This window comes from Edaphocola flava, from assembly GCF_004118155.1.
Taxonomy (GTDB): domain Bacteria; phylum Bacteroidota; class Bacteroidia; order Chitinophagales; family Chitinophagaceae; genus Edaphocola; species Edaphocola flava.
The window spans coordinates 597,589-622,557 of sequence record NZ_SAIQ01000001.1 but is presented as its reverse complement, the minus strand read 5'-3'; the positions used below and the strand labels follow the sequence as shown (position 1 = coordinate 622,557).

The 24,969-nt window shown below is 44.5% G+C and carries 17 protein-coding genes and 1 tRNA gene; 12 read left to right on the top strand and 6 right to left on the bottom strand.

Annotated elements, in window-relative coordinates:
* The 3 genes from aroB to clpB all read left to right on the top strand — a co-directional run bounded on the left by aroB (nucleotide 1) and on the right by clpB (nucleotide 5,123).
* Entirely contained in the window at nucleotides 1-1,011 is a 1,011-nt protein-coding gene (gene aroB / locus EMP01_RS02740; RefSeq protein WP_129019955.1) for a 3-dehydroquinate synthase, read from the top strand.
* Between the two features lie 29 nt (nucleotides 1,012-1,040).
* On the top strand, nucleotides 1,041-2,336 hold the full coding sequence (gene aroA / locus EMP01_RS02735) for a 3-phosphoshikimate 1-carboxyvinyltransferase (protein ID WP_129019954.1): 1,296 nt from the start codon (nucleotides 1,041-1,043) through the stop codon (nucleotides 2,334-2,336).
* A 171-nt stretch (nucleotides 2,337-2,507) separates the two neighbouring features.
* A complete protein-coding gene (gene clpB, locus EMP01_RS02730; protein ID WP_129019953.1) occupies nucleotides 2,508-5,123 on the top strand; it encodes an ATP-dependent chaperone ClpB in 2,616 nt (871 codons plus the stop codon).
* 78 nt (nucleotides 5,124-5,201) lie between these two features.
* On the opposite strand, the gene EMP01_RS02725 is transcribed toward clpB, so the two are convergent.
* Nucleotides 5,202-8,534, bottom strand: a complete 3,333-nt coding sequence (locus EMP01_RS02725) for a zinc-dependent metalloprotease (protein ID WP_129019952.1) — start codon at nucleotides 8,532-8,534, stop codon at nucleotides 5,202-5,204.
* Nucleotides 8,535-8,660: 126 nt separating this feature from the next.
* Between EMP01_RS02725 and EMP01_RS02720 the strand changes: the two genes are divergently transcribed.
* The 6 genes from EMP01_RS02720 to EMP01_RS02695 all read left to right on the top strand — a co-directional run bounded on the left by EMP01_RS02720 (nucleotide 8,661) and on the right by EMP01_RS02695 (nucleotide 16,280).
* Complete coding sequence (locus EMP01_RS02720; RefSeq protein ID WP_129019951.1) at nucleotides 8,661-10,358, top strand: RluA family pseudouridine synthase; 1,698 nt, start codon at nucleotides 8,661-8,663, stop codon at nucleotides 10,356-10,358.
* Nucleotides 10,359-10,365: 7 nt separating this feature from the next.
* Nucleotides 10,366-11,325, top strand: coding sequence for an alpha/beta hydrolase (locus EMP01_RS02715; RefSeq protein ID WP_129019950.1), 960 nt, complete (start codon nucleotides 10,366-10,368; stop codon nucleotides 11,323-11,325).
* 27 nt (nucleotides 11,326-11,352) lie between these two features.
* Nucleotides 11,353-12,471 (top strand): glycosyltransferase family 4 protein, encoded by a 1,119-nt coding sequence (locus EMP01_RS02710; RefSeq protein ID WP_129019949.1) that lies wholly within the window; start codon nucleotides 11,353-11,355, stop codon nucleotides 12,469-12,471.
* 93 nt (nucleotides 12,472-12,564) lie between these two features.
* The gene (locus tag EMP01_RS02705; RefSeq protein ID WP_129019948.1) at nucleotides 12,565-14,331 is read left to right on the top strand and encodes a DEAD/DEAH box helicase; all 1,767 of its coding nucleotides are present in this window, start codon (nucleotides 12,565-12,567) and stop codon (nucleotides 14,329-14,331) included.
* Nucleotides 14,332-14,520: 189 nt separating this feature from the next.
* Nucleotides 14,521-15,486 carry a polysaccharide deacetylase family protein gene (locus EMP01_RS02700; RefSeq protein WP_161971195.1) on the top strand — a complete coding sequence of 322 codons (966 nt, stop codon included), beginning with the start codon at nucleotides 14,521-14,523 and terminating at the stop codon, nucleotides 15,484-15,486.
* Complete coding sequence (locus EMP01_RS02695) at nucleotides 15,474-16,280, top strand: formyl transferase (RefSeq protein ID WP_129019946.1); 807 nt, start codon at nucleotides 15,474-15,476, stop codon at nucleotides 16,278-16,280. Before EMP01_RS02700 ends, EMP01_RS02695 begins: the two co-directional genes overlap by 13 nt.
* A gap of 46 nt (nucleotides 16,281-16,326) precedes the next feature.
* Here EMP01_RS02695 and EMP01_RS15585 read toward each other — a convergent pair whose 3' ends face one another.
* Entirely contained in the window at nucleotides 16,327-17,586 is a 1,260-nt protein-coding gene (locus EMP01_RS15585; protein ID WP_202615975.1) for a TonB family protein, read from the bottom strand.
* 96 nt (nucleotides 17,587-17,682) lie between these two features.
* Nucleotides 17,683-19,155: an IMP dehydrogenase gene (gene guaB, locus EMP01_RS02685; RefSeq protein ID WP_129019945.1), complete on the bottom strand. Its 1,473-nt coding sequence runs from the start codon at nucleotides 19,153-19,155 to the stop codon at nucleotides 17,683-17,685.
* Nucleotides 19,156-19,395: 240 nt separating this feature from the next.
* Here guaB and EMP01_RS15580 point away from each other — a divergent pair, with 240 nt between their 5' ends.
* Complete coding sequence (locus EMP01_RS15580; protein ID WP_202615974.1) at nucleotides 19,396-19,881, top strand: hypothetical protein; 486 nt, start codon at nucleotides 19,396-19,398, stop codon at nucleotides 19,879-19,881.
* Nucleotides 19,882-19,985: 104 nt separating this feature from the next.
* On the opposite strand, the gene EMP01_RS02675 is transcribed toward EMP01_RS15580, so the two are convergent.
* The 3 genes from EMP01_RS02675 to EMP01_RS02665 form a co-directional block, all read right to left on the bottom strand.
* Nucleotides 19,986-20,456, bottom strand: coding sequence for a hypothetical protein (locus tag EMP01_RS02675; RefSeq protein WP_129019944.1), 471 nt, complete (start codon nucleotides 20,454-20,456; stop codon nucleotides 19,986-19,988).
* Nucleotides 20,457-20,609: 153 nt separating this feature from the next.
* Nucleotides 20,610-21,068, bottom strand: coding sequence for an SsrA-binding protein SmpB (smpB, locus tag EMP01_RS02670; RefSeq protein ID WP_129019943.1), 459 nt, complete (start codon nucleotides 21,066-21,068; stop codon nucleotides 20,610-20,612).
* An 89-nt stretch (nucleotides 21,069-21,157) separates the two neighbouring features.
* A tRNA-Cys gene (locus tag EMP01_RS02665) sits at nucleotides 21,158-21,228 on the bottom strand.
* Nucleotides 21,229-21,310: 82 nt separating this feature from the next.
* Between EMP01_RS02665 and EMP01_RS02660 the strand changes: the two genes are divergently transcribed.
* A complete protein-coding gene (locus EMP01_RS02660) occupies nucleotides 21,311-22,195 on the top strand; it encodes a nucleoside phosphorylase (RefSeq protein WP_129019942.1) in 885 nt (294 codons plus the stop codon).
* A 431-nt stretch (nucleotides 22,196-22,626) separates the two neighbouring features.
* Nucleotides 22,627-24,855 (top strand): choice-of-anchor L domain-containing protein, encoded by a 2,229-nt coding sequence (locus tag EMP01_RS02655; RefSeq protein WP_129019941.1) that lies wholly within the window; start codon nucleotides 22,627-22,629, stop codon nucleotides 24,853-24,855.
* Nucleotides 24,856-24,969 lie beyond the last annotated feature (114 nt).

Here is a 24,969-nt window from a genome sequence, read left to right as displayed (position 1 = left end):
ATGCAGGCGATTTCGATACAATTCACAAAGGCTGCAACACAATTTTGTTTCGATGCGTCAATAGAGGCATTGCCGGAACTGCTGTCCGGACGCACAATCTATGTGACCGATACAAATGTTTATGCAGCACATGAAGCCATCTTTGCAGACAAAGAAGTAATTATACTTCCTGCAGGAGAAGCGGCCAAAAGCCTTACGGTACTGGAGCGTGCCGTAAATGAATTGCTTGCATTCCATGCAGATCGTAACTGTTTTCTGGTTGGTGTTGGCGGTGGAGTAGTCTCCGATTTTACCGGATTCCTTGCCGGCATATATAAACGGGGCATCCGTTTCGGATTTGTACCGACAACAATACTGGCTATGGTAGATGCTGCTATCGGAGGGAAGAACGGGCTGGATATCGGCATGGCCAAAAACATGATTGGACTTACACTGCAGCCGGAGTTCCTGTTGTATGATTATCAATTGCTGCGTACGCTTCCGCAGGAAGAGTGGATCAATGGTTTCGCAGAAATCATTAAACACGCGGCGATCTATGATGCCGATTTATTTGCCGCGCTGGAAGCACATACACTGGCAGACTATCAGCAGCAGCATACATTATTAGCCGAACTGGTACAACGCAATGCTTTACTGAAAGCAAGAGTGGTACAGCAGGATGAATTTGAACGGGGAGAGCGTAAGAAACTCAACTTCGGCCATACACTGGCCCATGCCATAGAAAACCCGTATCAGCTGGCCCATGGTGCAGCTGTAAGCATAGGCATGTGTTTTGCCGCGCAACTATCTGCACAATTAACAGGCTTTACAGAAGCAGAACGGTTACAAAAACTGATCGTGCAATATCACTTACCGCACCATCTGGCTTTTGATAAAGAAGCCACACTTGCATTAATGCAGGCCGATAAGAAAACAGCAGGATCCGGGATTGACTATATTTTACTACAATCCATCGGAGCAGCAGAGATCAGCACCATCTCATTTGATATCATAGCTGCAGCAATGCACTAATCAGCATATTTTCAAAACAGTGATCATTAATGAATATATCTATACAACCACAGGCCGTTAAAGGAAATATACGTATCCCATCTTCTAAAAGTGTAAGTCAGCGCCTGCTGGCCGCGGCATTATTACGCAAGGGAAAGACCGTGCTGGAGCACTTCGGCGGCTCTGCAGATGAGAAAGCCGCGCTTTCCCTGATCAGACAGTTGGGAGCTGCAGCACAATATATACCGGATGAGCAAAAGGTTGAAGTGGATTCGGAGGGCTTTCCGAATGATGCGATAGAACCGATGATTCATTGTGGAGAAAGTGGTCTGGCATTGCGTATGTTTAGTATGATTGCGGCACTGGCCGGCAAAGAGATCGCTATAGAAGCGGAAGGTTCTTTGCGGAACCGACCACTGAAGCTTATAGAAGAGGCATGTACTACGCTTGGTATACACTATACCAGCGATGTCACACAAGGGTTCCCGATTACCATAAAAGGCCCCTTGCAGCCTAAAGATATCACCCTGGACGGAAGCATTACCTCTCAGGTACTTACCGGTGTGCTGATGGCCTATGCTCAGGCGGAGATCACCGAACCCGTAACCATTGCCGTCCTGCAGCTGAATAGCAAACCTTATATTGATCTTACCTTACAGGTACTGGAGATTTTTGGTATGAATGTACCGCAGAACGATAATTACAAACGATTCACCTTTAATCCGAAAAAAGCTGTTGCCGCTCAGGGGCTGAAAAAAGTGTCTGTAGAGGGCGATTGGAGTAATGCAGCATTCTTTCTTGTTGCCGGTGCTATCGCCGGATCGGTAAGCGTCAGCGGACTGGACGTATTCTCAGCACAGGCCGATAAAAAAATTATAGAAGCCCTGCATGATTGTGGTTGTCGTATGTCTATCACTACAGAAGAAGTTGTGGTGCAACATCAGGCCCTGAAAGCATTCCAGTTCGATGCAACAGACTGCCCGGACCTGTTCCCTCCATTAGTGGTGCTGGCTGCCTGCGCAGAAGGAACTTCTGTTATAGAAGGCGTAAGCAGATTACAACATAAGGAGAGTAACCGTGCCCTGACCTTGCAGGAGCAGATGGGCAAAATGGGTGTTTCTATTACCCTGCAGGATGATTATATGATCGTAAAAGGAAAGGCTGATGTAAAAGGCGCAACTGTAGATTCCTGCAATGATCACCGCATTGCTATGGCAGCAGCTATACTGGCTTTAAAGGCCGATGGTACGGTACATATTACACAGGCTGATGCCGTGAATAAATCATATCCGGCATTTTTTGATCACCTTAACGCGATCGTACAGGAGCCTGCAAGTCAGTCTTAATGCCAATTTTACACAATAGAATATAAAAATCGGTAATATTTTCCGGTCATAAAAACAGGACACGACGGCCCGTCAGGGCACTACTGTTAAATAATGACGAAATATCATGTATTTGTTTCTGGTGCTTAGTTTGTAGGATTAATTTTATAAAAGAAAACAAAGCGTCTAGCTATGAACTTAAATAATTTCACCATCAAAGCACAGGAGACCCTGCAACAGGCACAGCAGGTCGCCTTTAACCATAACAATCCATATATTGAAACCCAGCACTTACTCAAAGCCATGCTGGAAGATAAAGAAGGACCTATTGAATTTCTATTAAAGAAAAGCAATGGTAATCTTAACCTGATCAATACAAAACTGGATGAAAGTATTGCCCGTATTGCCAAGCAGACCGGAGGAGATGCCGCACAGTCGGTAAGCCGGGAGGTAAACAATGCGATCCTGAGAACCTCAAATATCCTCAAAACATTCGGGGATGAATTTGTAAGTCCGGAGCATCTCTTACTGTCTATTATACAAGGCAGCGACGATACAGCAAAACTGCTTAAAGATGCCGGGGTAACTGAAAAGGCCCTGGTAGCGGCTGTTAAAGACCTGAGAAAGGGCAGTACCGTCAATTCTCAAACTTCAGATAATAGCTACAATTCCCTTTCCAAGTACGCAAAAAACTTGAATGAACTGGCACAGGCCGGTAAACTCGATCCGGTAATCGGTCGTGATGAAGAGATCCGCAGAACACTGCATATCCTTTCCCGCCGATCTAAAAATAACCCGATACTGATCGGGGAACCGGGTGTGGGTAAAACCGCTATAGTAGAAGGTTTGGCACATCGTATCATTAACGGTGATGTGCCGGATAGTCTGCGCAGCAAAATCATCTATGCACTGGATATGGGATTACTGATTGCAGGAGCAAAGTATAAAGGTGAATTTGAAGAGCGCTTGAAATCTGTGGTGAAAGAAGTTTCTGAAAGTGACGGAGAGATCATCCTGTTCATTGACGAGATACATACACTTGTCGGTGCAGGCGGTGGAGAAGGCGCTATGGATGCCGCAAATATCCTGAAGCCGGCCCTGGCCCGCGGCGAACTGCGAGCCATAGGTGCTACTACCTTAAACGAATACCAGAAGTATTTTGAGAAAGATAAAGCCCTGGAGCGCCGCTTCCAGAAAGTGATGGTAGATGAGCCGAGTACTGATGATGCGATCTCTATCCTGCGCGGATTGAAAGATCGCTATGAAACACACCATCATGTGCGCATCAAAGATGAAGCCATAATTGCAGCTGTAGAGCTGTCTCAAAGATATATTACCGATCGTTTCCTGCCCGATAAAGCGATTGATCTGATCGATGAAAGTGCAGCGAAACTGAAGCTGGAAATGAATTCTATGCCTGAGCCACTGGATGAACTGGAAAGAAGAATCCGCCAGCTGGAGATTGAACGCGAAGCGATCAAACGGGAGAATGACGAAAGCAAATTACAGACGCTGAATACCAATATTGCCAACCTGCTGGTAGAGCGTGATACGCTGAAAGCTAAATGGACTACCGAAAAGGAAATGGTGGAGAAAATACAGCAGTCAAAAAGCCGTATTGAAACCCTGAAACAGGAAGCCGAAAAAGCAGAGCGTGACGGTGATTACGGTAAAGTGGCTGAGATCCGCTATGGTAAACTGAAAGAAGAAGAGGCACAACTGGTATCCAATACCAATGCCCTGAATGAACTGGCCCTGGATCGTCGCTTACTGAAAGAAGAAGTAGATGCAGAAGATATAGCAGAGAATGTAGCAAAGGCTACCGGCATACCGGTACAGAAAATGATGCAGAGTGAGCGCGAGAAATTACTGCACCTGGAAGAACAGTTGCATAAACGCGTAATAGGCCAGGATGAGGCAATTACTGCAGTCGCAGATGCCATTCGCAGAAGCCGTGCAGGTCTGCAGGATGAACGCAAGCCAATCGGTTCTTTCATTTTCCTGGGTACAACCGGTGTGGGTAAAACAGAACTGGCCAAAGCCCTTGCAGAAGCCCTGTTTGACGATGATTCTATGATGACCCGTATCGACATGAGTGAGTACCAGGAGAAGCATAGCGTAAGCCGTCTGGTGGGTGCGCCTCCTGGATATGTAGGCTATGATGAGGGTGGTCAGCTGACAGAAGCCGTGCGCCGTAAACCATATTCTGTAATCCTGCTGGATGAGATAGAAAAAGCACACCCGGATGTATTTAATGTGATGCTGCAGGTACTGGATGATGGCCGCCTGACCGATAATAAAGGTCGTGTGGTGAATTTTAAAAATACCATCATTATCATGACCAGTAACCTGGGTTCTGATATTATACAGGAAAATTTTGAAGGACTGAGTGGTAGTAACGATGCAAAATTCCACGATGTGTTTGAACGCACAAAAGATGATGTGATCCTGATGCTGCGTCAAACCCTGAGACCGGAATTTATTAACCGTATAGATGAGGTAATCATGTTCCATCCGCTGCTGAAAAATGAGATTCGTGGCATCATCAAAATACAGTTTGATGAAGTTAAAGAACGGGTAGCCCAACAGGGCATTACGCTGAACTTTACAGACTATGCAATAGATTATTTTGCAGAACAGGGATTTGATCCGCAGTTTGGTGCCCGTCCGTTGAAAAGACTGATCCAGAAAGAGATCATCAACTTATTGAGCCGCCATATCATTGCCGGAGATATAGATAAGTCCAAACCGGTACTGATCGATGTCTTTGACGGAACAGTGGTATTGCGCAATGAAGAAAAACAGTAAAATTCGATTTATTTGTTGTTAACGTAAAAAGGGATGCTTGTCTAAGCATCCCTTTGTTATTGTTGAAAAATAAGCCGTCTATTTTTTAATGAACTTGTGCGTACTGATATCTGTGCCATCCGTAATACTGATATAATACATACCAGATGCATAAGATGATACTGGTATGCTCAATCGGCTGGCACCACTCAGTTTCTGGTAGTCTTGTTGCCATACCGTTTTACCTAAAACATCTGTAATACTGATGTGGTAAGTAGCAGCCGGATCGTTGTTGAAATGCACAAACAGATCATGATTAACCGGGTTAGGGAACACGCTGATATTGTTGCTCGCCTCGCCATTCTGCAGCATCGCAATGTCAGAATATTGCAGACTCTGATCTTTATTAGCTACACGTAAACGGTAGTATACTTTCCCGTTCAAAGAGGCAAATTGCTTGTCAGTATATTGATACACCTGTTCTGCAACTTGCAGATCTCCTTTAGCGCTGACAGTTCCGATCTGCGTAAAGTATTGTCCGTCCAGGCTGCGTTCAATAGTATAACCGGCAGTCATAGCGTCTTCTTTTACTTTCCAGTCCAGTAATGCATCACCTGCAGTTGTTTTGCTGGCTTTAAAGCTTAATAATGTTACCGGCAACGGAGCCGTTACGGCTATGGTTCTCGCATTAGCAGATACCTGTCCGCAGATACCTGTCTGATTCAGTAAAGCAGTATTAAAGCTGTTAAATGAAGTGCCGGCATAAGTAGTATTTAATGCAGCAGCAGTGCTGGTCGAAGATAAGCCATACACAGTATAATTGCCGATCGGGAAATTGCCCGTATTGGTCATATTTGCGGTAGTAGCGATCTGTACGATATTGCCGGTAGTATTGTTGACCATAACATACATATAATTGGTACCCGCAGGGTTAGCGATACCGGTGCTGATACTGCCGCCACCAGGTGTTACCACGTTAATGCTGAAGTTGTTTGGTAAAGAAACCGAATTGCTGAACGTCGATACCTGCAATACATATTTTTGATTCGCACACAGGCTGGCACTGGTAGATGTGCCAATGATCACCCCATCGTTTGTCGCGTTCATATTGGCCGATGAGGCCAGGAAGTTGTCACAAACACTGGCGCTGTTATAAGCGCCTTCATATAAGTTTACTACAATACTTCCGGAAGTGGTTCGGTTAAATGTATAGGTTCCGGAAACCGATGGATAGAACTCAATGAGATTATAACGGTTGCTGTTACTAGGTCCTTGACAGGCAGGTGTATTAGGATTGTAGAACGATAAATTACCCGCAGTAGAAGAACTGGTTATTGCTCCGGTAATCGGGGAGCTAATCGTTGTACCATAAGCAGGTGCCAGGCTCATATTTAATGAGGCATCTCCCACTGGAGCACTTAGCGCAGTAGCTGGTGTAAATTGTGTGCCGTTGACTAAGCAACCAGAACTGATGCTGATGTCTGCTGCATTGATATTGAAATAAATGTTCCCGATTGATTCAATCATAAAGCGACCGGAACAGGTAGGCAGGTTGGGTACCGTAATGGTTTCGGTACCGTCATTAGGTGTGCTGGCCAGGATTGTATACGGGAAAGTCTGGCCCCCGTCTGTAGAAAAAGAGATTTTGATATTGGGCATTGCAGCACAGGCCGTAGCCGTATTCCAGTTAAGGGTAACGGTATTCGAACCATTAGCCACCAGAGAAGTAGTGGTGTTCAGGTTGGTAAATGAAAACGGACCACAAGCCAGTGTAGTAACCGCTACATCTGCATAAGCAGCAGCACCGCCGCCGGAATGGTTGTCTCTTGCCGTGCCACGGAAGTTCATAATCCTGGCTACAGTAGGCAGCACTTCGTATGTGCCCGACGCATTACCTAACAATACCGAAAGGCTCGGTAAGTATCTGGTCGCACTGGTACCCGGAGGGAACGATCTGAACTGTGGACCGGAGGTCGCCGTTGCACTTGGAGCGCTGGAAGTGCCAGCACCGCCGATAGCATCTATCTGCTCCCAGGTATAGGACAATACATCTGCGGCATTGGCATCAGTCGTATTCAGTGTAAGTTTAAACGGTGTGCCGTTAGGAATGGAATAGCTGGCCGATGTCACGTTGCTGATAGGTGTCGTGTTGCCGCTACTGCTAAGGGTCGCACATCCTGCACCGGCACCAGAAGTGATAAAGGTAGCAATCTGCCCGAGGCTGCCCCCGTGAAAATAGTCATCAGAGTTGTTCTGGTATGAATTGCCGGTACAGGTACCTGCATAAGCCATGATCGTAGAGCCACCACCTGGCTCCCAGCCTGTGGCAGGATTGGTATTGCCGCTACAGCCACCGTTGTTGGAGGCCATGGTGTGCTGTGCAGAAAACTGGTGTCCAATCTCATGTGCAATCATATTGTCAAACACCGGACCGGAAGAGCCGGTACTGAAGCTACTGCTCAGCCCCCCTGCACCACGTCCTTTGCTGGAGCCACAGGTAGAACTTAATTGCGCCAGTCCGCCGGACCATCCGTAACCAAATAAAATGCCGACATCATAGTTTGCACTGGTTATATTGGTATTCAGTGCAGTATTGTTTTCCGTCAGGGTTGTGCCGGAAGGAAAACTAACAGTTGTATAAGGATCGATAGTCGCATCTGGGTATATGACAGAGTTGTTGGTCACCAGGGTGAAATGTATGCTGGCGTCTCTTTCATAAATTGCACTGATATTATTTACAGAAGTCGTAATCAGGGCCAGCGCTGCTGCCTGACCTGTGGCCCAGGTTGTATATTCTCCCGATGCCGCGACTGCAAGACGGTAATTGCGCATCTGCGAAGAGCCCAGGTATGCCGTCATTAAATGCAGGTCCGGTTCTGAACTATACAGACTACCGTCTGTGCCGCATTTGGCTGCCGCTACATGTTGCTGCATATCCTTTGCGGAATAAATAATCAGGTTGTCGGGCTGTTGCAGATCGACCGGTGCGAGATAGATGGCGCCTTCCATCCCCGCTATACGGATCGTCCCCATCATACCCATTGGGCTTAGGGTGAGGCGTAGCGATTTTTTGCCATCAGCCGAGACTCCTTTAAACGCAAGGATGTCAGGATTAGCTGCCAGGAAAGATTCCGGGAGTATATTACTGCTGCTGATGACAAAATCTTCCTCCTTACCATCCAGCATGGGAATGGTAATAGTTGTACTGAAAGCAGGGTCATTGTACCGACCGCGTATATTATGTATAAAAGATAGAATCGCCGATCGATCCTGACTAAAGATGCGGTAGGAACTCAATTCTTTGGTTATAGGAGCGCTGATCTGGTCAGATATCGGATCAGCGTGAAATTTCTGTATTCTCGCATATGCAGGAGCAGAAAGAAGGCCGAGGCATAAAAGCCCGGCACAAACGGACGAGTAATAATGGTGCATAATTAGAGGTTGTTTATTGCTACTAATGTACTCATGTTTAAAGTAATATGCAATAAGTTTTAATGTTATTTTATCGTAACTCTATTTTTGTTTTAATTTTGCAGATTCAAATCCAGAGAATAGTATATGTCGATTAGTGTGCCGGAAGTGCCAGCCTGTTTTATTCCTTTCCAGCGGGATATCGCTCCATCAGAATTGCCGGAGCGGTTTACCTTCCCGTTTTATTACGAGCCGCATCCATTATGTCTGGAAGCGGTAGCTGCATTGCAGCAATACCTCCTGTCGCAGCAGGAGTGGGAGCATAACTTCGGATTACAGGAAGGGCAAGCCGGTCTGGTTATCGGTAAGATGTTTGGCGTATTGCTGGTACAGACCCAGGACGGCAGGGTAGGGTACCTGACCGCTTTTTCCGGTAAGCTGGCCAACTCTAATACGATTGGCCGCTTTGTGCCGCCGGTATTTGATATGCTCAGAGAAGGCGGCGTTTTCAGAACAGGAGAGCAGGAGATACACCAGGTAACCCTGCAAATAGCAGCACTGGAAGCAGCACCGGAATATACTGCTGCACTTGCAACTGCCGCGATTGAAGAATCTGCAGTGGCTGCAGATATCGCTCAGCTAAAAGAGCAATTGCGCGAAAAGAAAGCACTACGTAAAACCAGGAGAAATGAACAAAAGACCATATTGGATGCAGCTGAATATGAATTGTATTGTGAGGCCCTGGCCAAAGAAAGTGTAACAGATAGTGCATATCTGCGCTATTTTACGCAGCAGCGCCGCCAGCAGGCCGATGCATTGGCACAAACCATTGCCGGATTCCAACAGGAAATAGACCGGCTGAAAGAATTGCGCAAACAACAGTCTGCCCATCTCCAGGAATGGCTTTTTCAGCAATACAACTTTATAAACCAATACGGAACATATAAAAATGTAAGGACCATTTTTGATCCGCAGATTTTTGAAAATCCACCGGCAGGCGCTGGCGAATGTGCCACGCCTAAAATGCTGCAATATGCCTTTCAGCATGGATTAAAACCTTTGGCCATGGCCGAGTTCTGGTGGGGCCAATCACCTGTTTCGGAAATCAGGAAGCACGGCTATTTCTATCCGGCCTGTAAAGGCAAGTGCGAGCCGATACTGGAACATATGATGGAGGGGATGGAAACTGATGATAATCCTATGCTGGTGCAGGAGGATCTGGGCGACCAGATCAAAACGGTATACGAAGATGAATACATCATCGTGGTTAATAAACCTGCAGATTTCCTGTCCGTGCCCGGCATCAATATACAGGATTGTGTATTGAGCATTTTGCAGAAGCGATATCCCGATGCTACTGGCCCATTACTGGTGCATCGCCTGGATATGGCTACATCCGGTCTGCTGATTGCAGCAAAGACCAAAGAGGCGCATCATTATATTCAGAGCCAGTTTATCAAAAAAACAATACAGAAGCGCTACATTGCCCTGTTGGATGGTGTGTTGGAGCAGAGAGAGGGCTTCGTTGATCTGCCACTGCGGGTAGATCTCGATAACCGTCCGCATCAGCTGGTATGCTATGAGTATGGCAAACCCTCTAAAACCAAATGGCAGGTGATTGGCATAGAAGGAAATAAAACACGTGTGTATTTCTATCCCATAACCGGGCGTACCCATCAGCTGAGAATGCATTCGGCCCACTCATTAGGTTTGAATATGCCCATAGTGGGCGATGACCTGTACGGCACCAAAGCAAACAGGCTGCATTTACATGCAGAGTATCTGTCGGTGAAGCACCCGGCAACCAAACAAATGATCTCATTCCAGGTAGACCCTGAATTTTAAAAAGACTATGTATATCCGTAAAGAAAAGAAACGGCGTATCCTGCTCTGGAGCATTGGCTTGATCGTGCTGCTGATGAATATTGTTGCGGCCTTGCACGCATACCGCTTTACCCATTTTGAACCGACAACGGAGAAGAGAGTAAAGCCTGATGCACTGTCTTTCTCGCAAAAATTATCGGCCCTTCTGACCGGTGCAGATAACCCGCGCCCACAGCTGTTTACAACTCCTCAGCAATCATATGTTACCCTTAAAATAGGAGGAAGCCATCCTACAGAAGGCTGGTATATCAAAGCTCCGGACCGTAAAGGAATTGTACTGATCTGTCATGGGTATGGCTCCAGTAAAGCCGGTATGCTCGACCGGGCAGAAGCATTTCTGAACGAGGGCTACAGCACTTTACTGATCGATCTTATGGGGGCTGGTGCAGCAAAAGGCAATGAGACCACTATCGGATACAAAGAGGCGGAGCAGGTAGCCGAAAGTGTAAAGCTACTGGAGCAAATGGGTGAGCGGCACATCGTCTTATTTGGGACCTCGATGGGCGCGGTATCCATCATGCGCTATTTGTCCCAGACGCCAGATGCACCGGTACAAGCTACAATATTAGAGTGTCCTTTCGGAAGTTTATTGCAAACCGTGTCAGCACGATTTAATGTTATGGGGGTGCCTGCATTTCCTATGGCACATTTACTGGTGTTATGGGGCGGGGTAGAGAATCAGTTCAATGCGTTTGAGCATTGCCCTATAGATTATGCTGCGGGGATTAAGTGCCCGGTATTATTACTTTCAGGAGGCAGCGACAAGTATGTGAGCCGACAGGAAATCGATGCTATTTACCATAATCTGCAGGGAAGGAAAGTGCTGAAGATATACCCGCTTGCGGGCCATGAAAACTATCTGAACCGATATAAAGACGAGTGGATGGACGACGTACATGATTTCTTAACTGCTGAAGCGGGACAGTAAATCAAAAATGAACTAATTTTGCAGGATATGAACATCGCTTTTGATGCAAAACGAGCCTTTAAGAATCGTACCGGCCTGGGAAATTATAGTCGTTCCCTCGTGGAGGCTTTGCATCAATACTATCCGCAGCATCAATACCTGTTATACACACCACTATTGGAGGGGCCAAGCCTGTTTGACCAGGCTTTTGAGATGCCTAGGGTAAAGGTGATACAATCTCCCGGCAAGCTCTTATCTTCTTTCTGGAGAAGCTTCCGGATTCCTTATACCTTACCTAAAAAAGATATTCAGGTGTACCATGGCCTCAGTGCAGAGCTGCCGGCAGGCAGTACACCTAAGGGGGTAAAATATGTAGTGACCATACATGATCTTATCTTCCTGCGCTTTCCCGAATTATATCCGGCCCTGGACCGGAAAATATACTGGTTTAAAACCAAATCTGCCTGTGATAAAGCCGATCTGATCATTGCCATCAGTGAACAAACCAAAAGAGACCTGGTGCAGTATATGAAAATACCTGCACAAAAAATACGGGTTATATACCAGACCTGCAATGAGATTTTTGAACAGTCAGTACCTCCGGAACAGCTAAGAGCTGTGGCTGTAAAATATAAGCTGCCCCAGCGTTTCCTGCTCAGTGTAGGCACGATTGAAACGCGCAAAAATGCATTGTTGATTGTAAAAGCATTAAAGCAACTACCCGCAGAGGTTGCGCTGGTACTCGTCGGTAAAAAGACGGATTACAGTACAGAAGTGGAAGCATACATCCGGGAGCATGATTTGCAGAACAGGGTAAAAGTCCTTTCTGATGTAGGATTTGCCGATCTTCCTGCCATATACCAGCTGGCAACTATATTTGTGTATCCCAGTATTTTTGAAGGCTTTGGTATTCCTATTGTGGAAGCCATAAAGTGTCGCGTTCCGGTAATCGCGGCTACGGGCAGCTGCCTGGAAGAGGCCGGCGGCCCGGACAGCCTGTATGTCCACCCTTCTGATGATGCTGCGCTTGCTGCGCACATTGCCCAATTATGGACACGAGAAGACAAACGGCAGGAGCAGATTGTAAAAGCACTGAGGTATGCAGAACGATTTACAGCAGCCCATTTTGCAGGGCATACGATGCAGGTTTACCAGGAACTTGTATGAGGTTTACATAAAAGATTATATAGCTCTCATATAATAAAAGTATTGAGTATGACAGAATTGTCGTACCTTTGCAGCTTATTTCAAAAAATAGTAATGATTACATTCGAACAATTCGGATTAAAAGAGGAACTCGTACAGGCTGTAAAGGCAATTGGATTTGAAACACCATCCCCAATTCAGGAACAGACCATCCCGCTTTTGGTTCGTGAGAACATTGACATTACCGCCCTGGCACAGACAGGTACCGGTAAAACCGCGGCATTTGGGCTTCCTTTGCTGAACCGTATAGAAGAGGAACTTGGCGAAATTCAAGCTTTGGTACTGAGTCCTACAAGGGAATTGTGTATGCAAATTCAGGAAGAATTTGTAAAATATAGTAAATTTCTGTCTGGAGTAGGAATTGTTGCCGTTTACGGTGGTACTCCGATCGGCGCACAGATCAGAGAAATTAAACGTCGTCCGCATATCATCGTTGCAACACCAGGTCGTTTGATGGACTTGATGGAGCGCGGTGTGATCAATTTAGACCACGTGAAAACGGTGGTACTGGATGAGGCAGACGAGATGCTGAACATGGGTTTCCGTGATGATATCGATTTCATCCTGAAAAATGCAGAAAAGAAAGAAGCCTGCTGGTTATTCTCTGCAACCATGAATAATGACGTAAGACGTATTGCAAAGCGTTTTATGAATAATCCTAAAGAGATTGCAGTAGCAAGAGAAAACGTAACGAATGAGAACATCGATCACCAGTACTTTGTGACCAGCGCTCATCACCGTTATGATACCCTGAAACGTTTATTGGATTTCGCACCGGATATTTACGGTATTATCTTTACCCGCACCAAACAGGATGCTCAGGATATTTCTGAAAAACTGATGCGTGAAGGATATCATGTAAGCCCGCTGCACGGTGACATGGATCAGAAAATGCGTACCAAAGTAATGGATCGCTTCAAACGTAAAATGCTGCAGGCGATCGTTGCAACTGACGTAGCTGCCCGTGGTATTGACGTTAACGATATTACCCACGTAATCAACTACGAATTACCGGAAGATGTAGAGAGCTATACGCACCGTAGTGGTCGTACTGCCCGTGCCGGTAAATCTGGTATCTGTATGTCTATCGTTACTCCAAGAGAAATCGGAAAGATCCGTCAGATCGAACGCATTTCAAAAACGAAATTCAACAAATCTGATATTCCTGATGGAAATGAAGTAGTGCGTAAACGCCTGTTCTACTTCATGGAGAAAATTGAAGAAACAGAAGGTCAGACTCACTTCAGCGAAAAAATGAGCAAAGCAATCAATGAGCGCTTTGAAGGTATTGACAAAGAAGACCTGATCCAACGTTTACTGTGGCTGCAACTGAAAGATACCGTTGCTTCTTATGAAGATGCTCCGGACTTAAACTCAGGATACGAGCAGAAATCAACTGAAAGAAGTGCTAACAGAGATGGTTCAGTAAGACTGTTCATCAACTTAGGTACCAAAGATGGCCTGAATACGCAAAAACTGATTCAGTTCATTACCGATCAAACAGACTTTGATGGTAATATGATCACTAAGATCACTGTAAGAGAACTGAGCAGCTTCTTTAACATCCCTGCAGATGCACTGGATTATATCTCTGCAAACATCAGCTCCCGTAAATACAATAACCGTAAGGTGCGTGTAGAAGAAGCAGATAACAAACCTTCTTTCGGAGGTGGCGGTAACAGATCCGGTGGCGGTGGCTATGGCGGCGCACGTCGTGAAGGTGGCTACAGCAAAGGTAATTCTTATGGTGGTGGCAATAAGCCAAAAGGAGACTACGGTGATAAACGTGGCCCTAAAGCCAGAAAGCCTTTCAATAGCTAAGCATGAAAGTTTAGGGCTTAATGCCCATTAATATAAGCGGAGTGATTTTAACAGGGTAAGCCCGGTGAAAAATCACTCCGCTTTTTTAGTTTCAAGTCTTATTTAATCTTATTTTCGGCATGGGAATAAATGCGTGTACCTGCCGGTATCATTGTCGGAAATAAAGATGTCCGCGCTGACCAAAATGATATGTTTTTAAAATCTCTGCTCAATATTGCTGATGACTTGTCCTCGAATATCTATGTAAAGATGTTTGGGGAAAAACCGGCTTTAAATACTTTTTTATTTCATGCCTGCCTGGAAAAGTCATCGGACTATAAGCATAACCTGCTTTATCCGCAGGAACGGCTTACGGTGCAGGATTTCCGGAATTTCATTCATTTTTTTCTGGATCAGGGATATGTATTTACCGGACCTTTTACCGCCGGAGTGGATCAGTTAGACCCTGCGAAGAAATATGGCCTGATTACTTTTGATGATGGCTATTATAATAACCTCAATCTATTGCCGGTATTAGAAGAGTTCAATATACCCGCACTCTTTTTTGTGCCTACAGATTACCTGTATAACGGGAAAATATTCTGGTCAGATGCCTTATATTTTTACCGGAAGCAATCCGGTCAGACAGATGAAACTATTCTTAAAGAAGTCATGCATTTAAAAGGTCTGCGGTTAAGCGAGATTGAATCGTATATCAGAACTAATTTTGGTAAACATGCACTGTATGTACAACATGATGCCAACCGCTTTATGACGGAGCAGGAATTTGTGCAATTTGCCCGGCATCCGCTGGTCCACATTGGCAACCATACCCACACGCATGAAGTGCTGACCAACCTGTCGGAAGAAGAAGTAAACAAAGAGTTCCGGACAGCACAGGACATATTACAAAAGCTGCTGGGAAGACAGCCCGATTGGGTGTCATACCCCAATGGCAGTTTTAATGAACGTATTATTGCAATAGCTGCAGAAGCAGGTATGCATACCGGTATCAGCACGATCATGGAGAAGAACTATTTCCCCCTGGATCATTATATTCATGGACAACTATTACTGCATCGTTTCAATCCGCTGGTACAGGATGGGAAAATTGCACTCAATAAATTCAGATCTTCCTTCCAACTGAAAACGAAACTTAAGCAATGGATCAATTAAAAATCGTCGCATTGATTGGCACACCTGTACACCTGAATTATTTTGTAAACAGGATTGCGCAAGACCATCAGCTGGTGCTGGTCATCAGGGAAAACTCAAGATCAAACCTCCTGAAGAAAATAATGGAGAAAGGTATCCTGAAATCAGTTTCGATCATCGCCCGTCATTTTATGCAACGCCATAAGATCAGAGCAGGGTATGAACGTGTATTGGGCGATCAGTGGCAGGAGATGAATAACCAAATACCACTACAAACGGTAGAAGATATCAACAGCCCGGAAGTGGTGGCTTTGCTGAATAAGATACAGCCCGACCTGGTGATTGTGCAAGGAACTACCCTTATCCGGAATAAAACCCTGCTGGGCATTCCATTGGTGCTCAACCTGCACTGGGGGCTTTCTCCATATTATAAAGGATCAAACTGTACAGAGTGGGCGATGATTAATAAGGATATAAATAATATCGGGTTCACGATTCACAAAATATCCTCGAAAATAGATGGGGGAGATATCGTAACACAAGGACGGCCGGAGATAGAAGTAAGTGACACGGCGAACAGCATTAATATGAAGCTGACAAAAGGCGGAGCTGCAGCGATGTCGCAGGTTATAACCCATATTAAAAAAGGTTTACCGCTGGTATTTGCCACACAGGATACAAGTCAGGGACAGTTATACCTCACGAAGCACTGGACCGGCCAGCAGGCAAAAGCACTTAAGAACGCCGAAGCCACGATGCCGGAAATCATGAAAGCATCAGGAGCGAAAAAACCAATTATTACAATGAAAGATTAAATATTTAAAAGATGAAAGCGGGAGGCCATAGGGCTCCCGCTTTTATTTATTGCAGTACAAATCGTACCGGCAGATTGTATTGTGTTTTTACGGCCTTCCCATTTTGCTTTCCGGGTTTCCACTTCGGCATTGCCTTAACTACGCGTATGGCCTCTTTGTCCAGCAGAGGATTGACCTTACGTACTACCTGCACATCTTCAATGTCTCCCTTTTCGGTTACGACGAATTTTAAAATCACATTACCACTGATTCCCTTCTTCACTGCTTCAGCGGGGTAAATAATATTCTTGTTCAGGTAGGTCATCATTGCCGCCTGACCGCCAGGAAATTCAGGCATTTGCTCTACTGCTGTAAATACTTTTTCCGCTTGAGGTGGTGCACCATCTGGGGGAACAGCTATTGTAATACCAGGATCTATGGCAATCGGATCTCCGGACCCTTCCATTTCAGAAAGGCTTATAGTCTTAAGTTCTCTCTGAACCGGACGTGGCGGACGAGGTATATCCAGGTTCATGTTGCAAACCAGTTGCCCGTCTTCCCATACTTTCCAGGTTCCGACAGGCTTGTTCTGTTTAAAATAGAATTCCATGTATGGTTGTCCCTCTTTCCAAACCTTAAATGATCCGTCTTTTATACTGCGTTTAAACAGGTTTTGTTCTGCATATTTTCTTATAACATATATTCCGTCCCGTTCTTCAGCAGTACGCGGATCAAGTTGATCTTTCCAATCCTGCTGGTAGATACTGGAAAATACAGAATCCATATATTTTCTGTTACTGCCACGATCTCTGTCGGCAACTTCTTCAAATACATAGTTACTGATCTCTTTCATTACCTGGGTTGAAAAAGCAGTATAATGGAATTGTGTGGTCATTCTGCCCTGTTCGTCCCAGGACTCCCAGGTGCCGGAAGCCATGCCATGATCATAATTACGTTTAGCCGCAACCTTTCCGTTCATATGATAAAAGGTAAATGTACCCTGTTTTACACCATGCTCATAAGTGCCGGTATAGTATATATTGCCGTTGATATAATAAAAAGTACATTTCCCGTCATATTGCTTGCGGGGTATGAGGTTGCTATACTGATCCAGTTCCGCAAAGCGGTTACTCCATTTTGCAGAGCGTGTCTGCATCACTTCAGGATATTCATAACTTTCCATTTCTCCCCATACATAAGCATAATTGCCTTTGAAGGATAGTTTGCCATCCGGGTAGTATTCTTTTATTTTTTGTGCCTGCAGGGTGCCGCCGCCGAGGAGAAGCAATGCTGCAGTGTATTTTATGGTTTGGGTAATCTTTTGCATGACATGGATTTTGAAGAGATAAATATAGGATTATTCTTATAATAAATCAGGCAACCATATATGGTTGCCTGATTTATTATAAGAATGTAAAATGAATTAGCGGCTATAGTTTGGCGCCTCTTTAGTAATCACCACACCATGTGGGTGGCTTTCTGCCATACTTGCACTGGTGATGCGGATAAACTGTGCATCATCCTGTAATTTTTTGATAGTAGAAGTACCACAGTATCCCATACCGGCTCTCAGACCACCAACGAATTGTTGTACCACTTCGCTTACAGTACCTTTATAAGGAACGCGACCTACGATACCTTCCGGTACCAGTTTCTTCACATCATCTTCAGCATCCTGGAAGTAGCGGTCTTTAGAACCATCCTGCATTGCATCCAGAGAACCCATACCACGGTAAGATTTGAATTTTCTGCCTTCATAAATGATGGTATCGCCAGGGCTTTCTTCGGTACCTGCAAATACAGAACCGGCCATGATACAGGCTGCACCTGCAGCGATGGCTTTTACCATATCACCGGTGTAGCGGATACCGCCATCAGCGATTACAGGAATACCTTTTTTCTTCAGTGCCTCAGCGGCTTCCATAACAGCAGTCAGCTGCGGAGCACCGATACCGGTAACGATACGGGTAGTACAGATAGAACCAGGTCCGATACCTACTTTTACGGCATCAGCACCAGCTTCTGCCAGGGCCAGGGCACCAGCAGCAGTAGCGATATTACCACCGATAACCGGCAGATTTTTGAAGTTTTTCTTAACCAGCTTCACGGCATCCAGGATACCTTTAGAGTGTCCGTGTGCACTGTCCAGTGTTACCACATCCACACCTGATTGTACCAGGGCTTCTACACGCTCCAGCAGATCTGCAGTAACGCCTACGGCAGCACCTGCCAGCAGGCGGCCGAACTGATCTTTGCAAGAGTTAGGGTGGCTCTTATATTGTAAAATATCACGGAAAGTAATGAGGCCGATCAATTGTCCGGCTTTATCTACGATCGGTAATTTTTCAATCTTATGTTGTTGTAAAATTTTCTCCGCTTTCTGAAGGGTAGTGCCATTTGGTGCGGTCACCAGGTTGGCTGCGGTCATGATTTCAGAAACTTTCTTTTTCACGTTTTTCTCGAAACGTAAGTCTCTGTTGGTAAGGATACCTACCAGCTTGTGTGCGCTGTCCACGATCGGAATACCACCGATCTTGTTTTCTCTCATCACTTTCAGAGCATCACCAATAGTCTGGTCGGGGTGCAGCGTAATCGGGTCGAGGATAAGACCGCTTTCTGAGCGCTTTACCTTTCGTACCTGCTCGGCTTGCTTATCAATACTCATATTCTTGTGTAGAATACCTAATCCGCCTTCTCTCGCCAATGCAATAGCCAGATTCGCCTCCGTAACGGTATCCATTGCGGCCGAAATGATGGGCGTGTTAAGGGTAATGTCTTTGGTAAGTTTGGTGGAAATGTTTACTTCTCTCGGAAGTACTTCTGAATAAGCCGGCACTAAGAGGACGTCATCAAAGGTAAGTCCCTCGCCGTAAAACTTGCTAGATTTTGCTGCCATATGCAAAGATAGTATTAAGAATTCTTTTTTACAAAAATTATCTTTTTATGCACTTATTAATTTTTTTGCATCATATAGGTGTAAAGGGTTACTTTTTGCCGGAAATCGTATCAAATAGTATAATTATAATTGCATAAACCCCGCTCTTAACATACTATATACTATTTTTAGGGCAGATTTTAATTTTTGCATAATATCTTTGTAGACAACTAAAGTTTCAAAACAAATAAATCATAAACAATGAAAAAACGCATTTTAGTATTAGCCGCATTTGCCGGTGCCCTGACTTTTGCTTCTTGTGGCGGAGATAATGCCAATGAAGGTACATACACTCAGGCACAGGTTGACTCTATGACAAAAGCTTCAGCAGATTCTATCGCTGCTGCCGCTGCTGCTGAAAAAGATTCTATGCTGAGAAAAGCAGCTGAAGATTCTCTGGCTGCTGCACAAGCTGCTGCTGCCGCTGCTGCAAGTGGTGGTACTGTTGCTAAACCAAGCAAACCATCAACAACCAAGCCGGTGACTACCAAACCAACGCCTAAGCCAGTTCCGGAAAAACCGAGAACACAGGAAGACATTATCAAAGATAAAAAGGCTTCCCGTTTTGATGACGAAAAAGCAAAACAAAACGCAGCTAAAGACGCTGCTGATAAAAAAGCTTCCCGTTTTGATGAAAACAAACAAAACACTCAGTCTACTTCTGATAAAAAGGCTAGTCGTTTCTAAGAACCTAATATGTTCGCAGATGAAGATCACGCGAACATGTATACATAAAGAAGCCTCAGGAAATTTCCTGAGGCTTCTTTATGTAACTTAATTGGTATTACGGATTATTGTTTAGTCCAGGTACCAGTGTAGTTTTTAATAGAAACACCGTTATCTAAAGAGTAAGTAATCGTTACTTTTTTAGTGCTCACGTCATATTGGCCAGAACCAGTTACAGTATAAATGTTATCTGGTTTTTGAGCTGGGATACTGAATGAAATGGTGTTACCTGATTTGGTTACATTAGAAGTAACTAATTCAGTGTTAGTGAAGAAGTCACCGAAGTTGGCGATGTTTACTACAGTAACGCTGTTGTTTTTTGATACTACCGGAGTATAAGTATATGGAGTTCCTGTTGAGTTGTCAACATCTGTCGCATTGAATGTACCAATCATTTGTTCTCTGATCTCAGTAGTACAGTCAGAACCTTCGTATCCAATTGCACAATCTTCTTTAGTACAAGAAGATAAAGTAACAGCGCCTAAAGCCGTTACCGATAATAAAGCTGCGGAAGCAATAATGCGGATTTTTTTCATAATCTATTTTTTTATTTGTTTTTAATAGTTGTTCATACTTAGAGTATTGATATGCAAAAGGTTTAATTCTGTATAATCAAAATCTATGGTTTCAGCACAAAAATAAATAAATAGGTGAATAATGTTTATGCCTTAACAATTAATTCAGGAAATTTACCAATCCTTATTTTTAAGACTGCGCTCTGCATCTCTGGCTTTTATGCTGTCTCTCTTGTCATGCAGCTTCTTTCCTTTACCCAAACCGATCTCCAGTTTGGCGTAGCCGTTGTCGCTGATAAACATAGATAATGGTACAATGGTGAATCCCTTTTCCTTTATTTTCTGGGCCCACTTTTTAAGTTCCTTTTTATTCAGCAGCAATTTGCGCTCGCGGGTAGGGTCGTGGCCTACGTAGCCGGCATTTACATATTGTGCAATATGCAGACTGCGAATCCACAATTCGCCTTTATGAAAAAAACAATAGCTGTCGTTAAAACTTACTTTATTCAAACGTACCGATTTGATTTCCGATCCGGTAAGCATGATACCTGCTACTAATTTGTCTTCAATAGCATATTCAAAAGTTGCAGGCTTATTCTTTATGTATACTTTAGGTTGTTTTTGTTTACTCATCTGATCTCCAGGTTCACAATCCTATCAAAATTAAGAAATAAAAAAAGAAAGCATCACTTATTTTATGTGATGCTTTCTGTATTTTTGTGAGGTACCGAACGGATTCGAACCGCTGTACAAGCTTTTGCAGAGCTCTGCCTAACCTCTCGGCCACGGTACCAAAACGTATCGCATACGCGATTTAGAGGACAGCAAAGGTAAGTTTGATTGTTTAAAATTCCAAATAAAAATAGAGATTATTTATGCAGGGAAACCCTATCGGTGCATCGGAACTGATCATAACAGAAAAAGGATGTATTTACCATCTCGATGTTCATCCCGAGGAAATAGCCAACACCATTATTACGGTAGGAGACCCTGGAAGGGTAGCTATGATCTCTAAATATTTTGACCGTATTGAGCACAAAAAAGAACACCGGGAGTTCATAACACATACCGGGTATATAGGGCAGAAGCGTTTGAGTGTAGTATCGACCGGTATTGGACCGGATAATATAGACATTACCCTTAACGAACTGGATGCCCTGGTCAATGTAGACTTCAGTACACGCCTTCCAAAAGAAGATCATACCACACTCGAAATCGTAAGAATGGGCACCTCCGGGGCTTTGCAAGCCGATATACCGGTAGACAGTCTTGTGGTCAGCACCTTCGGCATCGGCCTGGATAATCTGCTGCACTACTATTATTATAGTGAGAATGCTGAAGTGGCTTTTATCAAAGATGCTTTTGTGAAACACAGTCGTTTAGAAACATCGGCGATCAGGCCATATATGGCCGAAGGGTCTATTCAACTGCTGAACAAATTTCCGGCCAGAGAAGGGTATATACATGGTATAACCGTTACCTGTCCGGGATTTTATGCACCTCAGGGCCGTCAGATTCGTATGGCACCGGCTTTGCCGCACCTTATCGATTCTCTGGCGGGATTCCGTTGCGGAGATCACCGCATTACCAATTTTGAGATGGAGACCTCTGCCATTTACGGACTGGGGCGCATCATGGGCCACCATTGCCTATCTATCAATACAATTATCGCAAATCGTCAGACAAAAGAGTTTACCAAAGACGGATCGCGTTCTGTTACGCAAATGATCGAAAAATCGCTTGCGTTGCTGATTGAATAGTACCTTGTTTTTTCCCATTTATAATTCAATAGGGCGTATTCTGCAGAATACGCCCTATTGAATTATAAATGAATGACTTAAGAAAAGACAGGTTATGGTTATTTATATATAGGGTCTGCTTTTTTTCTTTAGTGTTAACTATTTTTTAAATAATCATTGTAATCATGACAATTATTGCTTATATTTATAGAGATTTTTTCTATAAATACCTATTTGAACCCTATAGTTAAGCTTTAACCATCATGACCTTTACTTGTTTGTCTTATATTTTTTTTACACCGTTGTAAGGTATAACTAATTATACTTCTGCTTACTTGTGTACACCGGCCGCCGGCAACTTCTATACTTTTACCTGGTTTATATGTATGTTGAACAATAGCATGTGAAACATCTTTTAAATAATTAACCTAATCACTAATCATCTATAATTTATGATTCGATATCTACACAAAATCATAAGTGTACTTTTAGTTTTGTGCTGCAGCTTCACCCTAAGTCAGGCGCAGCTAACTGTTATTGATAATGTTACCGCAACCCAGCTCGTCAATAAGCTTGTCGGACAGGGTGTAGTAACCATGAATCCAACATTGGTTTGCCGCTCTACAGGTAGTGGTACCTTTTCCGGAACCAGTAATCTGGGTATAGATAGCGGTATCGTACTCACAACCGGTTCTGCAAAGACCAATACTGCAACATTTACAGTGGGTGTAGATGCTATTGCGACACAGGGTATGAGCTATACCGGTGGTAACACTCCGGGCGATGGCGACCTGACCTCTATTATCAATGGCTCGGCTACCAACAATGCATGTGTGCTGGAGTTTGACTTTATCCCTTCGGGCGATACGGTGCGCTTTCAGTATGTATTTGGTTCGGAAGAGTATCCGGAATATGCCTGTTCATCTTTTAATGATGTATTTGCATTCCTGATTTCCGGTCCGGGTATTGTATCCAATATTCCTGCTATTCCTACCAAGAGGAATATAGCGCTGGTGCCGGGTACCAATGTGCCGATCGCGATCAATACCGTAAATCCGGGTGCAGGTATCAATGGTAATATAGCCACGTGTAATGCTATTGCACCAGGCTCTCCGTTTACCGCCTATTATGTAGATAACCTTCTTCCAACTGCAAATCCAAATATTGTTTTTGACGGTATGACTACCGTGCTGACTGCCATACAGGACGTAATTCCTTGTCAGACCTACCACCTGAAATTAGCGATTGCTGATGCGGTTGATGGTGCGCTGAACTCAGGAGTATTCCTGAAAGCAGGAAGCCTGATGAGTACACCGGTACAAACCGAAAACATAACCGGTGGTGGAGGTGGTTCTACCAAGCTGCATACCGTAAGAGGCTGTAACCCTGCGGTAATCCGTTATAAAAGATTAGGTTGTGATACCTTACAGCCATTTACCTTCCACCTGCAGGTGAGCGGTACAGCAGTTAATGGTACAGACTATGCTTTTATTGCACCTACACTGGTAGTGCCAGGAGGGTCCAGCACAGTTGACCTGCATATTCAGGGTCTGTTACCACCTCTGGGTAGTAATAAATATGTGATCATTGGCGTATTACATCCCGATTCGGTAGCAGCAGGAGCTTCTATTATTCCTATTCTGAAAAGAGATACAGTATATATTCTGGACTCATTGTTTGTCAATATTCTTACACCAGAGCAGGCCGTATGTCCCAACACGACGATTTCTATCACAGCAGAAACCGATCCTAGTCTGAGCTTCAGCTGGATGCCGGTGCAGTACAATACCGGTAGCCTTACCATAACGCCTACATTACTGACAACAAGAGATTTTACGATAACCGTTACACAACCGGGAGCACCGGCAACCTGTCCTCCGAGACGTAAGACATACCATGCATTGGTAGAGCAGTATCCTATTATATCGGCACCAAGCGATACCATCGTCTGTGGCCAGGATTCTGCAGTCATACCGGTCTCTGTATACCCCGATTCTGTCAATTATCTGTATAACTGGTCGCCGGGTACAGGCTTAAGAGCAACCAATATAGGAACCAACTTCCTGTTCCGTCCGCCAGGCACTTATCCTTATGTAATTACAGTGACCACACCGCAGGCAAATTGCGTTTCCACTCATAATATTAATATCAATGTACGTCCGCCGTTTGACCTGAGTTATGTAAGACCACAAAGCGGTACCGTAGTACCTTATGGTACGGAAGTAGATATGTCTGCACAGGGAGCAGTACTATACTCCTGGTTCCCTCCGGGGCAGTTCTACAATCCGGACATGCCGGTAGCCAGAACATTGCCGGTGCTGGAGCCTGCAACCTATAGCGTACTGGGTATTGATGAGTATGGCTGTAAGGATACAGCTACGATCTTCCTTGATGTAAAATATCCTTTAGATCCGATCATGCCGAATGCCTTTACACCGAACGGCGATGGTAAGAATGATGTATTCGGACTGACGAATGCTAAATTCCAGAAATTACTTCGTTTTGAAATCTACAACCGCTGGGGCCAGCAAGTGTTCAGCACCATAGATCCACTCAAAGGATGGGATGGTACATTTGAAGGTAAGAATTGTGACCAGGCAGTATACAACTACATCATTGTCGTAGAGTTGCCCAACAAAACGATTAAGACATATAATGGAACGGTAACCTTATTCCGATAAGATATAATATATCACCATTATCCATAAAATCCCGGAACGCTATGCGTTCCGGGATTTGTGTTTTAGGGTAGAGGTCCCATACTTTTGTACTGTTTTTACAACACAAGATAATAA